Raw genomic sequence first — 14976 nt, forward strand, 5'->3', positions numbered from 1 at the left:
CTGACGGTCCCGAAGGTTCTGCCTTTAATCGACCAAAATGCTCGGAAACGCCAGTGGGGCGACCAATAAATCTGCGGCACATACTGCCGCAGATACTGCCAGACACCTTATTCGTAGACGCGCTGATCCTCGATCACCAACCCGTCCTTAGGCAGTGACCCGGGGGCGACAACCTCTATTGCTCCCTTCAGCTTCAGGACTTCGACCACAGACTTGGCATAGGCGTCGCCGTTGCTACTGGGGCTTTCAATCTGAACTGTCATCGTGTCCATCTCACCTTGTCGCGCGGCGATGACACGGGCTTTGACGATCTCATCATGTTTTTCGACCAGCGCAGCCACCTGTTCGGGGCGGACAAACATGCCTTTGATTTTAGTGGTCTGGTCCGCGCGGCCCATCCAGCCTTTGATGCGCAAATTGGTGCGACCGCACGGTGAAACACCCGGCATGATAGCGGACAGGTCACCAGTGGCAAATCGGATCAGCGGATAGTCAGGATTGAGCGAGGTAACCACAACTTCGCCCACGTCACCCGGTGCGACCGGAGTGCCAGTGCCGGGGGTTACGATTTCCACGATAACGTGTTCATCGATGATCATCCCCTCCATCGCTGGGCTTTCATAGGCGATGTTACCTAAGTCAGCCGTGGCGTAGCATTGCAGACAAGAAATCCCGCGATCGGCATAATCCTGACGCAGGCTGGGAAACAGCGCCCCGCCACCAACAACAGCCTTTGAGAAATTCAGGCCTACGCCCATCTCTTCAGCCTTGTCCAGAATGACCTTCAGGTAATCTGGAGTACCTGCATAAGCGGTACACCCGACGTCACGCGCAGCTGTAACCTGCAATTCTGTCTGACCAGTCCCGGCGGGAAGGACCGCAGCGCCTACCGCGCGGGCTCCGTTTTCAAAGATCATGCCGGCTGGTGTCAGATGATAACCAAAGCAGTTGTGGACGATATCACCGGGGCCGACGCCTGCTGCATGGACGAACCGCCCCATCCGCCACCAGTCGTGATCGGTGCTGCCCGGTTCGTAGATCGGCCCCGGCGACTGGAACACATGGTGGAAATGTCGCGCCGGTTTCACGGTAAAGCCGCCAAACGGAGGTCGCGTCGCCTGTGCTTGTGTCAGATCGGATTTCCGCAGTACCGGCAGCACTGGCAGATCGGTAACCGAGGTAACCGCATCAATATCCACATCCGCCAAATGGGCAACGAACCCAGGCGCGGACTTTGCCCGTTCGATCTGAATGCGCAGCGCCTGCGCCTGATCGGATGCACGCTGGTCCGCGGAGCGCGTTTCGAGGGCGTCGAAATATGTCATCACCTGATCCTCCATCCGCTCACAGCCACCTCTTGCGGCGGCGATAGGAGCGTACGTCGCGGAAACTCTTGCGGCCTTCTTCGGACATACCGAGGTAGAATTCCTTGACGTCCGGATTCTCACGCAGGTCGGCGGCGGGGCCGTCCATCACCACACGACCCGATTCCAGAATATAACCGTAATGCGCGAACCTTAGAGCCACATTTGTGTTCTGTTCAGCCAACAGGAAAGACACGCCTTCCTGTTCGTTCAAGTCCCTCACGATGCCGAAGATCTCTTCGACCAGCTGCGGTGCCAAACCCATCGAGGGTTCGTCCAGCAGGATCGTCTCGGGCCGGGACATCAGCGCGCGGCCCATTGCAACCATCTGCTGCTCACCGCCAGAGGTGTAGCCTGCCTGAGAGCGGCGGCGTTCCTTGAGACGGGGGAAATAATTGTAAACCAGTTCAAGATCCTGCTGGATCGCGCCCTTACCATCTTTGCGAGTATAGGCGCCGGTCAATAGGTTTTCCTCGACCGTCAGGTGTTCAAAGCAATGACGGCCTTCCATCACCTGGATGACGCCCTTTTCGACCAGAACAGCCGGGTCGCTTTCATGAACACTCTCGCCGCGATATTTAATCGAACCCTTGGTGACTTCGCCGCGCTCGGAATGCAGCAGGTTCGAGACCGCTTTGAGCGTGGTCGTCTTGCCCGCGCCATTACCGCCCAGCAGCGCCGTGATCCCACCTTTGGGCACAGACAGGCTGACGCCTTTCAGCACGAGGATCACGTGATTGTAGATCACCTCGATATTGTTGACCTCAAGCAGGGTTTCCGCCTGCACGTCAGTGGTTTGTGCCGCATCCAGCATCAGCGCGTGTCCTCATGCCTGTCCCGGAAAACCGGGCCTTTTGGGGTTCGAGCGGCAGCGGTACCGCCGCTCGGGATTTGTCGGCGCCCCGGATTGTTTCCGGGGCAACCCTGTATCATTCGCAGCGTGGCGAAATGTTGTTCTCGGACGCATAGGCCGCCGAGTCTTCTGCGATCAGCGCACCGATCACTTCAGCGTCGGTCGGCTTGAAGTCCTGGATTTTGTTCCAGGTGCCTGTCGATGCATCCCACTGGACGACGCCCACCAAACCCGGACCACCGTGGTTTTCGCAGCTCACCGAGAATTCAGGACCAAATCCGGTCATGCCCAGCGCGTCCATTTTGGCGTTGGTCATTTCCAGTGCTTCCATGCCATCACGCATCATCGATGCGTCGATATCCGCCACGCCATGCATCTCTTGCGCGGTCTTGATCGCCTCAGAGGCCAGCATCGCCGCGTAGAGACCGCGGTTATACTGCACCGCGCCCAGCTGATCGCCTGCACCCGCGGCCTTGCCCGCGTCAACGACATGCTTCCGCAAATCGTCATAGACCGGATAGTCATCTCCCAGTCCGGTGAAAGTCAGTGCCTTGTAGCCAGTGGCCTTGTCACCCGCAGGTTCAACGTCGAATTCCGCACCGGACCACCAAACGCCGATGAAGTTCTCCATTGGGAATCGGATGTTGGCCGCTTCTTGTACCGCAACCTGGTTCATCACGCCCCAGCCCCACATGACCACGTAATCCGGCTTTTCACGACGGATTTGCAACCACTGCGATTTCTGTTCCTGACCCGGATGGTCCACTGGCAGCAAGGTCAGTTCGTAGCCATGCTTTTCGGCCAGAGTTTCCAAGGTGCGGATCGGTTCCTTGCCATAGGCCGAATTATGGTAGACCAGTGCGATTTTCTTGCCGCTCAGGTCGCCGCCATTTTCGTCCAGCAGATAGTTGATCGCGCCCGACGCCCCGTTCCAGTAGTTGGCGGGATAGTTGAACACGTTGCTGAACACCTTGCCGTTGGCAGCCGATGTGCGGCCATAGCCCATCGTGTGCAGCGGAATGCCGTCTGCGGTCACTTTTGGGATCAACTGATAGGTAATCCCGGTCGACAGTGGTTGATAAACCAGCGCGCCTTCGCCTTTGGTGGACTCATAACATTCCACACCCTTTTCGGTGTTGTATCCGGTCTCGCATTCGATCACTCGGACCGGAACGCCACCAATGCCACCATCGCGCTCGTTCAGCAGAGTGAAGTAGTCATTGTAGCCATCCGAGAACGGGATCCCGCCGGCTGCATATGGGCCGGTTCGGTAGCTCAGATCCGGGATTACAAGATCCGCCAGTGCCGGCCCCGCAGCCATAAGGGCGCCCAGCGCCATGGTTGCTATTTTCTTGTTCATCGGGTGTTTCCTCCCTTGATTGATCCGATGTTGAATTCGGGCTTTGCACCCGTCTTTTTTGATTGGGCCGGCCCCGCCTAGTGTGGGAACGGCCAGAGTCTGAGTTTTTCCTTTGCCACACGCCACAGTTGCGCCAGGCCATGTGGTTCCAGGATCAGGAACATGATGATCAGGGCCCCTACGATCACAAGCTGAAGATGCGCCACAATATCCGTGGGCCAGCCCAGTACATCGACGCCGACAACTTTCAGAACTACCGGCAGTAGGACCAGGAACGCAGCCCCGGCAAAAGAACCAAAAATAGACCCTAATCCGCCGATAATGACCATAAACAGCACCAAGAACGACTTCTGGATGCCAAACACCTCGCCCACTTCGACCGCTCCCAGATAGACGGCAAAGAACAATGCTCCAGCGATGCCGACAAAGAATGAACTGACTGCGAAGGCGGTCAGTTTCGCCTTCAGTGGGTTCACCCCGATGATCTCGGCGGCGATATCCATGTCGCGGATCGCCATCCACGTCCGACCCGTTGTGCCACGGGTGAGGTTGCGCGCAATGATGGCGCAGACGGTCAGGAAAATCAGGCAGAACAGATAGGTTGCCCAGGCCGGCGCGTTCGGCCCGGTAATAATGATGCCGAACACATCACGCTCGGGCGCATTGATCTGCCCCGAAGCGGAGTAATTGTAGAACCACGGCACCCGGTTGAAGAGCCAGACCAGAAAGAACTGCGCCGCCAGCGTCGCCACCGCCAGATAAAAACCTTTGATCCGCAAGCTCGGCAATCCGAACAGAACGCCTACAACCGCTGTGATACCACCTGCCAGCAGCACGTGGATAAACATGCTGACATCCGGGAACGCGGTCATCAGTTTGTAGCAGGCGTAGGCCCCCACAGCCATGAAACCGCCGGTCCCCAGCGAGACCTGCCCACAATAGCCCACAAGGATATTCAGCCCGATCGCTGCGATGGCGTAAATAAGGAAGGGCAACAGCAGCGCATTCGCCCAGTAATCATTGATGATGAACGGGATGATCCCGAATGCCACCGCCAGCACGACATAGTACCGGTACCGGTCAAACTTGATCGGGAAAGTCTGGCTGTCATCTACGTAAGAGACTTTGAAATCTCCGGCCTCACGATAGAACATGTTTTACCTTCCCCATTCTTCCTGCGCCCGGTTGCGGGTCGCCGCATCCAGTTGTTTCGACGATTTGGCATAACCGCTCTGTTCGGTTACCCGCACCAGCTTCATGTAGGCTACGACCCCCGTCACCAGGCCGGCAAAGGCCAGGATCGCAGCAACCGTCAGTTGGCCTTTGGTCAAACCCTCCGCCGTGAGCGCGAGGTACCCAAAGGCCCAAAACCCTGCCCAAGCGATCACATTTATGATGGCAATCAGCTTGCTCACGCCCTACACCCTCTCGATGATTTTCTCGCCGAACAGGCCCTGCGGCCGGAACACCAGGAAGATCAGCGCCAGTACATAAGCAAACCAGTTCTCGGTTGCGCCGCCCACCAGCGGACCGATTGAGAATTCAAAGAGCTTCTCGCCCACACCGATGATCAGTCCGCCGACAATAGCTCCGGGGATCGAGGTAAACCCGCCCAGCATCAGCACCGGCAGCGCCTTGAGCGCGATCAGCGACAGCGAGAACTGCACGCCCGACTTGGTGCCCCACATGATGCCGGCAACCAACGCCACGAAGCCTGCAACCGACCAGACCATGACCCAGATGAAGTTCAGCGAGATGCCAACGGACAGCGCCGCCTGATGGTCATCTGCCACCGCACGCATCGCGCGGCCTTGCTTGGTGTACTGGCTGAATGCCACCAGAGCAGCAACCAACAGCGCCGCAATGATCGTCGCCACGATGTCCAGATTGTCGATGAAGAAGCCGTAATCGAAGATGTTGAAGGTCGTCTCATCGATCCACAGGTTGATACCCTGCGGCAGACCCACATCCAGCGTCTTGATCTCGGACCCCCACATCAGGTCGGCCACGCCCTCAAGGAAATACGCCAGACCGATTGTCGCCATGAACAAGATGATCGGCTCCTGTCCCACCAGATGCCGCATCACGAACCGCTGCACTGCCCAGGCCAGCAGCACCATTACACCCATGGTCAGGATGATGGCCAGCAAGGCCGGGACATTCCAGCCAAAATAGTGGATATGCGTGCCGAAGGTGGCGTTGATCAGATGCGCAAACGGCACCTGCCCATTCATGATCCCCACCAGCGTCATCGCCGCAAACAGGGCCATAACCCCTTGGGCATAATTGAAAATCCCAGAAGCCTTGTAGATCAGCACAAAGCCCAGCGCGACCAGCGCATATAGCACCCCAGCCATCAGACCGTTGAGGATGACCTCCATCGCAAATACGAGTTGTTCAGGCATGCCAGCCCCCCTCCAATTCTGTCCGGTGCTCAGTCATGACTGACCCCCAGATAGGCGTCGATGACTTCCTGATTGTTGCGCACCTCGTCTGGTGTGCCGTCGCCAATTTTCTTGCCGTAATCCATAACGACCACACGGTCGCTCAGGTCCATCACCACGCCCATGTCATGTTCGATCAGCGCGATGGTGGTGCCGAATTCGTCATTCACGTCGAGGATAAATCGGCTCATGTCCTCTTTCTCTTCGACGTTCATCCCGGCCATCGGTTCGTCCAGCAGAAGAAGCTTGGGCTCTGCCGCCAATGCGCGGGCCAGTTCGACACGTTTTTTCAGGCCATAAGGCAGGCGCGATACCGGTGTCTTGCGGATATGTTGAATCTCAAGGAAGTCGATGATCTTCTCGACCGCCTCACGGTTTTCAACCTCTTCCGCTTCGGCTTTACCCTTCCAGAGCGCCTGCTGAAAAATATTGGTTTTCATGTAATTCAGCCGCCCGGTCATGACGTTATCCAAAACACTCATACCCTCGAACAAGGCGATGTTCTGGAACGTCCGGGCGATACCCTGCCGTGCCACCTCATACGGACGCATCGGCGGGCGTTTGGCGCCATGGAACCAGACCTCGCCCTCTTGCGGCACATAAAACCCCGAGATCACGTTCAGCATCGAGGACTTGCCCGCCCCGTTCGGCCCGATGATCGCGCGGATCTCGCCCTCACGAATGTCGAACGAGATATCCTTGATCGCCACCACGCCGCCAAAGCGCAGGGTGATGTTTTTCATCTCCATCACCACACCGCCGATTTTGCGGCCATCCTCGGTGACATATCCTTCGGAGTTATCCAGCATCAGTCACTCCCTGACTTTCGCAATAACGGGACGGCGGGCGGGGCGAAGACCGCAGGTCGAGCGGCGCTCGTGCGGCCCTCATTCCGCCGCTACCTTGTGCTGCGCGACCGGAACAACCGGCGCATCGACGATCTCGAGCGTTGCGCTGATCGATCCCTTGCGGCCGTCTTCATAGGTTACTTCGGTCGTGGTCGAGACAGTCTCGGATCCGTCATAAAGCGCGGCAATGATGTCGCTGAACTTGTCTTCGACAAACCCGCGCCGCACCTTCCGCGTACGGGTCATCTCGCCGTCATCCGCATCCAGTTCCTTGTGTAGAACGACGAAACGGTGCACCTGACAACCCGACAACATTTCGTCGGCGGCAACAGACTTGTTCACCTCTTCCACGTGCGACTTTATCGTCTCTAACACACGGGGATGCCCCGCGAGCTCCTGATATGACGCATAGGCCACGTTGTTGCGTTCCGCCCAGTTGCCCACCGCCGTCAGGTCGATGTTGATGAAGGCCACGCAGCGGTCCTTGCCATTTCCGAACAGAACGACTTCTAATATATCGGGATAAAATTTCAGTTTGTTCTCGACATATTTTGGCGCGAACATCGACCCATCGGCCATCTTGCCTACATCTTTGGCGCGGTCGATAATGCGCAGATGGCCGCTGCTTTCCTCAATGAACCCGGCGTCGCCCGTGGCGACCCAACCCTCGGCGTCTTTGGTCGAAGCTGTTGAATCCGGATTCTTGAAATACTCAACGAACACACCTGGCGAGCGATAGTGAATCTCACCCGTGTCGTCGATCTTCAATTCTACATCCGGCGCTGGAACGCCAACGGTGTCCGCCCGCACCTCTCCATCCGGCTGCACAGTGATGAATACCGTGGCTTCGGTCTGACCGTAAAGTTGCTTCAGGTTGATGCCCAAAGACCGATAGAAATCAAAGATTTCGGGTCCGATGGCCTCGCCTGCAGTATAGCCGACACGAAAACGGCCATACCCTAACGTGTCTTTCAGCGGTCCGTAAACCAGCAGATTGCCCAGCGCGTACTTTAGTCGATCCCCAATACCAACCGGTTTGCCATCCAGCAGCAGACCGCCGACTTTCTTGGCATGCGCCATGAAATGGTGGAACATGTTCCGCTTCAGTTTGCTCGCATCCTCCATACGGATCATCACGTTGGTCAGCTGCGTTTCAAACACGCGCGGCGGAGCGAAGAAATAGGTTGGCCCGATCTCGCGCAGGTCGGTCATCATCGTGTCCGCGCTTTCAGGGCAATTCACGCAGAATCCGCACCAATAGGCCTGACCGACCGAAAAGATGAAATCACCCACCCAGGCCATCGGCAGATAGGACAGAATATCTTCGTCGCGGGTCAGGTGGTCGAAGGCAGCCGAGTTCTTCGCACTTTCGATCACATTGCGGTTCGACAGCACCACACCCTTTGGCTTGCCCGTGGTGCCCGAGGTATAGAGCATCACGCAAGTATCGTCATAAGTGATCTCGGAAATGCGTTGGTCCAGCTCGGCGTCAAAACGGAAATGACCGGCGCTGCCTTCGGCCATGATGTCCTCGAGCGCGTTCATCTGACTGTGATCGTATTTCCGCATCCCGCGCTTGTCGGTGTAGAGGATATGCTTGACCTGATGCAGGTTTTCCTGAATCTCGATGACCTTGTCGACCTGCTCCTGATCACCGCAGACGACATATTTTGCGCCGCAATGCTCCAGCACATAAGCCATCTCTTCGGCAACGGCGTCCTGATAGAGCGGGACGGGAACCGCACCGACCATATTGGCTGCACTCATTGTCCAGTAATGCGCCGGTCGATTGCGTCCTATCACTGCGATATGATCGCCCTTTTCGACACCCAGTTCCAGAAAGCCGAGCGCAATCGAACGGATTTCACTGGCAGCCTCGGCCCAGGTCCAGCACTGCCAGATACCGAATTCTTTCTCACGATAGGCCGGGGCATCCCCGAACTGCGTCACATTGCGGTGTAAAAGCGCCGGAAGGGAATGCAACCCTTCAGCGCCCGACTGCGTCTGAGCCAATCTCTTTCTCCTCCCCATCCGACCCCTCCTCCGGGCCGGAAATGGCGGGTCCGGGATAGTTCCCGAACGCCAACGCCCCGATAAGGGACATCTGGAAGATCAGCGTCAACTTTTTCCTGATGTTTTCTCAATTCTTACGAATTGTAACAGGGGGTGGGGGCGGAGTGACCTTTCGGATTGTACGTGATGTTCGGAACGCAAAATCCTCAGTATTTCTTAAATGTCCGCCGACAGATTCTAACTACAGCGAGCATTTACGATCTGTTAAATCTATGATCGCTGAACGAGCAACATATGTCTCGTTTTCACCTAGCTTTGAACCATAGAAGTCGATTTGCAACTTTAGCAAAGAGACTTCTGGCGCGTCTTCGATCTGCTTGGCGAACTCCAACATACCCTCAAGTCTTGAACTGCAAAATTCAGGAATGACCGTGTAAAAGTCATCAGTGGTAGCGATCCGACTACCGGGTACGTACACCGCTAAGCCGTTTTTAACCTCGCCTGCATCACTCACATTCTCAAAGAAACCCAATTCCACCGAATTCCAATCAAGTTCGATCTCATCAGCCAAAGCAGGAGCAGTGAAACCTAAAACTATGAGGACGCTCAGAGGCGTAAATTTCTTCAACATGTCGATCCTCATTCTATAGCCAATCCCTCAAAATCGGAATCAGCGGCACATCCGCCGCAGGCATCGGATAACTCCGCAATTCGTTCGCGCGCACCCATTTCAGCGCCTGCCCTTCCTTTGACTGCGGAATGCCCTCCCATTTACGGCAGGCGAACAGCGGCATCAGCAGGTGGAAATCGCCATAGCTGTGGCTGGCAAAGGTCAGCGGCGCAAGGCAAGAGGCCCAGGTGTCGATGCCCAGTTCCTCGTGCAACTCGCGGATCAATGCGGCCTCGGGGGTTTCACCGGGTTCGATCTTACCGCCGGGGAATTCCCACAGACCGGCCATGGATTTGCCTTCCGGGCGTTGAGCCAGCAGCACGCGGCCCTCGATGTCGATCAGGGCAACTGCAGACACTAATACTGTTTTCACGAGCGATAATCCGCGTTGATCTCGATATAGCCGTGGGTCAGGTCGCAGGTCCACACAGTGGATTGGCCCTCACCCAGCCCCAGATCAACAGCAACGACCAAATCCTGACCCTTCATATAGGCGGCGGCGTCCTCTTCACGGTAATCAGGGCTGACCCACCCTTTTTCCGCCACCAGAATGTCGCCAAAAGAGATGCTCAACAGATCGCGATCCGCTGCTGCGCCGGATTTGCCGATTGCCATTACCACGCGGCCCCAATTGGGGTCTTCACCGGCAATAGCCGTTTTGACCAGCGGAGAGTTGGCGATAGCCAAACCATGCACTTTGGCATCTGCGTCCGATGCCGCGCCGGTTACACGGATTTCCACGAACTTCGTGGCACCCTCACCGTCGCGCACCACCTGCTGCGCCAGATCCAGCATCACGCTTTCCAGAGCGTCTGCAAAGGCGGTGTTGCCGGTTACATCCACACCCGACGCGCCTGTTGCGCAGAGCAGCAGCGTGTCAGAGGTCGAAGTATCGCTGTCCACAGTGATGCAGTTAAACGTACGATCCGTCTGCGCGCCAAGCATCCGTTGTAACGCCGATTGTTCAATCTGAGCATCGGTAAAGATGTAAACCAGCATCGTCGCCATGTCGGGCGCAATCATGCCAGAACCCTTGGCAATCCCTGAAATAGAGACTGTTTTACCGTCAATCTCGACCTGGGCACTCGCCCCTTTGGGAAAAGTATCCGTAGTCATGATCGCGCGCGCTGCATCTTCCAGCGCGTGCATGCTCAGCCCCGTTTTCAGTGTCTCAAGCTGCGTCACGATTCGATCGTGGGGCAGTGGCTCGCCAATGACCCCGGTAGAGGATGTGAAAACACGCTCAACCGGCACTCTGGTTGCTGTCGAAACAGCCTGAGTAATCTCGGCCACCGAAGTTTGTCCATAGTGACCGGTGAACGCATTGGCATTGCCCGAATTCACAAGGATTGCCGCCGGGCCGTCACTCGGACCTCCAACTTTTTCCTGACAGTCCAGAACCGGCGCGGCGCGCGTAGCCGAACGGGTAAAGACACCCGCCACCGAGGTACCGGGATCCAACACTGCCAACATGACGTCGGTTCGGCCCTGATAGCGCACACCAGCCTCGACCGTGGCAAAGCGTACGCCGTCTATCGCGGGCAAATCCGGAAAGGCCGCCGGGGCCAGCGGGGATACCTTGGTAATATTGGCCACGACGTATTACTCCTGAACCATGTCCAGTTGACGGATGACTTCAGGGCCAACGCCATCCAGCGCCGGGCGATCGATCTGGGCCTGCTGGGTCAACTCATCAATCCGCGCCTGAATGGCGTCCTGCTGAAGCGTCTGAGCCAGTTCACCACGCACTGCCTCCAATTCGGGGGCTTCAGTTTTTCGCTTGTCGTTCAAAATGAGGACATGCCAGCCGAACTGAGTCTGGACCGGCTCGGAAATCTGCTCTTTTTCCAGCTCAAGCACGGCTGCTTCGAATTCCGGCACCATGCGACCTTTACCGAACCATCCCAGCGCACCGCCATTCGGACCGGAGGGTCCGGTTGATTTCTCTTTGGCCAGCTCGGCAAAATCCGCACCATCGTCCAGCTGCGCCTTGATGGCTTTGGCCTCGTCTTCGGTTTCGACGAGAATATGGCTGGCGTTGAACTCGTCTTCGCCTTCGAAATTGGCGAACTGCGCATCATACGCCGCCTGGATGGCATCTTCGGTAACTTGCGCGTCTGCGATCGCATTGATCGTCTGCACCGCCCGCAAAGACCGGGTCTCGTTTTCCAGCGTCAGGGTGTTCAGCGAAGACAGATTTTCCTGCTCCTGGCTCAGCAATTGCTGATTTACAAGCTGTTCCACAATGAAGTCGTACAATACGTCGTCTTCCAATTGCTGATACTGCGCCGGCAGGGCTGCAACAGTGGCAATAACGTGACCCAATGTGATCTCATCTCCGTTCACGCGCGCGATCACTGTGCTGGCATCAGGCTTGGTTTCGGCGGCCAACGGCAGCGCCATCACAGCAGCCAGAGCCAGTGATGGCAGAAATGTGAGGCCTTTGGGCATGGAATTATCCTATTTCTTTGCCGCGACAGGGCGCAGCGTTGACACTCTGGGACCTGCCGCTTACATCGCTTTGAAGCCTTGGACAGGGCCGCCTTTCACCCCCCGTATCTATGGGTTGCGCGCAAGGTGGGCAAGCCTGTCGCAACCAAGACAAGAACAGATCCGCTGGAGTGAACATGCTGGGACTCGGAACGCTCGCCAAAAAGGTGTTCGGAACACCGAACGACCGCAAGATCAAGGCGACCCGCCCGCTGGTCGAAAAGATCAATGCGCTGGAGCCGGAGTTCGAAAAACTGTCGGATGAAGGTCTGATCGAAAAGACCGCCGAGCTGCGCAAACGCGCGCTGGATGGCGAAAGCCTTGATGGCCTGCTGCCCGAGGCTTTTGCCAACGTTCGCGAGGGCGCCAAGCGCGCGCTGGGACTGCGCGCCTTTGACGTGCAGCTGATGGGTGGTGTGTTCCTGCACCAGGGTAACATCTCGGAAATGAAAACGGGCGAGGGTAAGACCCTGGTCGCCACTTTCCCGGCTTACCTGAATGCGCTGACCGGCAAGGGTGTGCATGTTGTCACGGTGAACGAGTACCTGGCCAAACGCGACTCGGAATGGATGGGCAAGGTGTTTGCCGCCGTGGGCATGACCACAGGTGTGATCTGGTCAGGTCAGCCGGATGCCGAGAAAAAGGCCGCCTACGCCTGCGACATCACTTATGCCACCAACAACGAGTTGGGCTTCGACTATCTTCGCGACAACATGAAAGCCGATCTTGCCGAAATCTATCAAAAGCACCACAATTTCGCGATTGTGGACGAGGTGGACTCGATCCTGATTGACGAGGCGCGGACGCCTTTGATCATCTCGGGACCATCGCAAGACAGGTCGGACCTGTACACCGCCATTGATGGGCTGATCCCCTCCCTGAGCGATGATCACTACGCGATGGACGAAAAATCCCGAAGCGTGACTTTTACCGACGAAGGCAACGAATTTCTGGAACAGCAGCTACTGGCCGCGGGGCTGATCCCCGAAGGGCATTCGCTGTATGACCCAGAAAGCACAACGGTCGTGCACCACGTGAACCAGGGCCTGCGGGCGCATAAGCTGTTCCAGCGCGACAAGGATTACATCGTGCGCGACGGCAATGTGGTTCTGATCGACGAATTCACAGGTCGTATGATGCCGGGCCGCCGTTTGTCCGAAGGGCTGCATCAGGCTATCGAGGCCAAGGAAGGCGTACAGATCCAGCCGGAGAACGTGACGCTGGCCAGCGTGACTTTCCAGAACTACTTCCGCCTCTATGACAAGCTGGGTGGTATGACTGGTACCGCACTGACCGAGGCCGAGGAATTTGCCGAAATCTATGGTCTGGGTGTGGTTGAAGTACCGACCAACATGCCGATTGCCCGCGTTGACAAAGACGATCAGGTTTATCGCACCGCACTTGAAAAATACGGCGCGATGATCACGGAGACAAAGAAAGCTACTGAAAAGGGTCAGCCGGTCCTGCTGGGCACCACCTCCATCGAAAAGTCCGAATTGCTGAGCCAGATGCTGACCAAGGAAGGTATCGAACACAATGTTCTGAACGCCCGTCAGCATGAACAAGAGGCACAGATCGTTGCCGATGCAGGTAGGCTTGGCGCTGTGACCATTGCAACCAACATGGCCGGTCGCGGAACCGACATTCAGCTGGGCGGCAATGTCGAGATGAAGGTTCTGAAAGCACTGGCCGAGAACCCCGAAGCCGATCCTACCCAGCTACGCACCGAAGAAGAGGCACGCCACGCCGAAGAAAAGCAGAAAGTGATTGAGGCTGGTGGCCTCTACGTCATGGCTTCGGAACGCCATGAAAGCCGCCGCATCGATAACCAGCTGCGTGGCCGCTCGGGTCGTCAGGGTGACCCAGGCCGCACTGTGTTCTATCTGAGCCTCGAAGATGACTTGATGCGCATTTTCGGTTCGGAACGGCTGGACAAGGTGCTGACCACGCTGGGCATGAAAGAAGGCGAGGCGATCATTCACCCCTGGGTAAACAAATCGCTGGAACGGGCGCAGTCCAAAGTCGAAGGCCGCAACTTTGATATGCGCAAGAACGTCCTGAAGTTCGACGATGTTATGAACGATCAGCGTCGGGTGATCTTTAGCCAGCGGCGCGAGATCATGTCGACGCAAGATCTGTCGGAAATCGTGTCGGACATGCGAGAGCAGGTAATCGACGATTTGATCGACGAATACATGCCTCCGAAGTCCTATGCCGATCAATGGGATACAGACGGTCTGCACGAAGCCATCAAGGAAAAGTTGACCATTGACGCCCCGGTTCAGGATTGGGCCGCCGAAGAAGGCGTCGATGACGAACAGGTTCGCGAGAGATTGGTCAAGTCTGCGGATGAAATGATGGCTCAGAAAGCCGTCGCGTTCGGCCCCGAAAACATGCGCAATATTGAAAAGCAGGTGCTGCTGCAGACCATCGACGGAAAATGGCGCGAGCATCTGCTGACACTGGAACATCTGCGCTCGGTTGTCGGATTCCGCGGCTATGCCCAGCGCGATCCTCTGAACGAATACAAGAACGAAAGCTTCCAGCTGTTCGAATCCATGCTGGACAGCCTGCGCGAAACGGTCACGCAGCAGCTTTCCCGTGTGCGTCCTCTGACTGAGGAGGAACAGAAAGAGATGCTGGCTCAGATGGCCGCGCAGCAAGCGCAGACACAACAGGCAGTGGATCAGGCCACGAACCGGGCCGAAGCACTGGCCGAGGCCGAAGCATCCGGCGACCCGCTTCCCGGATTTGTCGAGGACGATCCCGAAACCTGGGGTAATCCTTCGCGCAATGACAAGTGCCCCTGTGGGTCGGGCAAGAAATTCAAGCATTGTCATGGCCGCCTGACCTGAGGCGGCCAGTATTGGAACACAATGACTCCGCTGGCCCGCCACAATTAAGCCGCGATTGTTAACGACAGTCCGACTCGCT

The 14976-nt window shown here is 56.9% G+C and carries 13 protein-coding genes; 1 reads left to right on the forward strand and 12 read right to left on the reverse strand.

The window, feature by feature from the left end:
* Positions 1-107 precede the first annotated feature (107 nt).
* From AC2TDA_RS06575 to AC2TDA_RS06630, 12 genes are all read right to left on the reverse strand, one after another.
* Positions 108-1325, reverse strand: a complete 1218-nt coding sequence (locus AC2TDA_RS06575) for a phenylacetate--CoA ligase family protein (protein ID WP_480844938.1) — start codon at positions 1323-1325, stop codon at positions 108-110.
* 19 nt (positions 1326-1344) lie between these two features.
* Positions 1345-2178, reverse strand: coding sequence for an ABC transporter ATP-binding protein (locus AC2TDA_RS06580; protein WP_480844939.1), 834 nt, complete (start codon positions 2176-2178; stop codon positions 1345-1347).
* Positions 2179-2293: 115 nt separating this feature from the next.
* The gene (locus AC2TDA_RS06585; protein WP_480844941.1) at positions 2294-3577 is read right to left on the reverse strand and encodes an ABC transporter substrate-binding protein; all 1284 of its coding nucleotides are present in this window, start codon (positions 3575-3577) and stop codon (positions 2294-2296) included.
* Positions 3578-3654: 77 nt separating this feature from the next.
* Complete coding sequence (locus tag AC2TDA_RS06590; RefSeq protein WP_480844942.1) at positions 3655-4731, reverse strand: branched-chain amino acid ABC transporter permease; 1077 nt, start codon at positions 4729-4731, stop codon at positions 3655-3657.
* Between the two features lie 3 nt (positions 4732-4734).
* Positions 4735-4992 (reverse strand): hypothetical protein, encoded by a 258-nt coding sequence (locus AC2TDA_RS06595; RefSeq protein ID WP_480844943.1) that lies wholly within the window; start codon positions 4990-4992, stop codon positions 4735-4737.
* 3 nt (positions 4993-4995) lie between these two features.
* On the reverse strand, positions 4996-5982 hold the full coding sequence (locus AC2TDA_RS06600) for a branched-chain amino acid ABC transporter permease (protein ID WP_480844944.1): 987 nt from the start codon (positions 5980-5982) through the stop codon (positions 4996-4998).
* A 29-nt stretch (positions 5983-6011) separates the two neighbouring features.
* Entirely contained in the window at positions 6012-6830 is an 819-nt protein-coding gene (locus AC2TDA_RS06605) for an ABC transporter ATP-binding protein (RefSeq protein ID WP_480877794.1), read from the reverse strand.
* Between the two features lie 78 nt (positions 6831-6908).
* Positions 6909-8882 (reverse strand): AMP-binding protein, encoded by a 1974-nt coding sequence (locus tag AC2TDA_RS06610; RefSeq protein ID WP_480896852.1) that lies wholly within the window; start codon positions 8880-8882, stop codon positions 6909-6911.
* 241 nt (positions 8883-9123) lie between these two features.
* Positions 9124-9513, reverse strand: a complete 390-nt coding sequence (locus AC2TDA_RS06615) for a hypothetical protein (protein WP_480877790.1) — start codon at positions 9511-9513, stop codon at positions 9124-9126.
* A gap of 13 nt (positions 9514-9526) precedes the next feature.
* Positions 9527-9925 carry an 8-oxo-dGTP diphosphatase MutT gene (gene mutT, locus AC2TDA_RS06620; protein WP_480877789.1) on the reverse strand — a complete coding sequence of 133 codons (399 nt, stop codon included), beginning with the start codon at positions 9923-9925 and terminating at the stop codon, positions 9527-9529.
* Positions 9922-11148 carry a bifunctional glutamate N-acetyltransferase/amino-acid acetyltransferase ArgJ gene (argJ, locus tag AC2TDA_RS06625; protein WP_480877787.1) on the reverse strand — a complete coding sequence of 409 codons (1227 nt, stop codon included), beginning with the start codon at positions 11146-11148 and terminating at the stop codon, positions 9922-9924. Before argJ ends, mutT begins: the two co-directional genes overlap by 4 nt.
* Before the next feature lie 6 nt (positions 11149-11154).
* A complete protein-coding gene (locus AC2TDA_RS06630) occupies positions 11155-12003 on the reverse strand; it encodes a peptidylprolyl isomerase (protein ID WP_480877785.1) in 849 nt (282 codons plus the stop codon).
* 176 nt (positions 12004-12179) lie between these two features.
* Between AC2TDA_RS06630 and secA the strand changes: the two genes are divergently transcribed.
* Positions 12180-14897, forward strand: coding sequence for a preprotein translocase subunit SecA (secA, locus tag AC2TDA_RS06635; RefSeq protein WP_480844954.1), 2718 nt, complete (start codon positions 12180-12182; stop codon positions 14895-14897).
* Positions 14898-14976 lie beyond the last annotated feature (79 nt).

The sequence above is a fragment of the Ruegeria sp. HKCCD6426 genome (assembly GCF_057221115.1).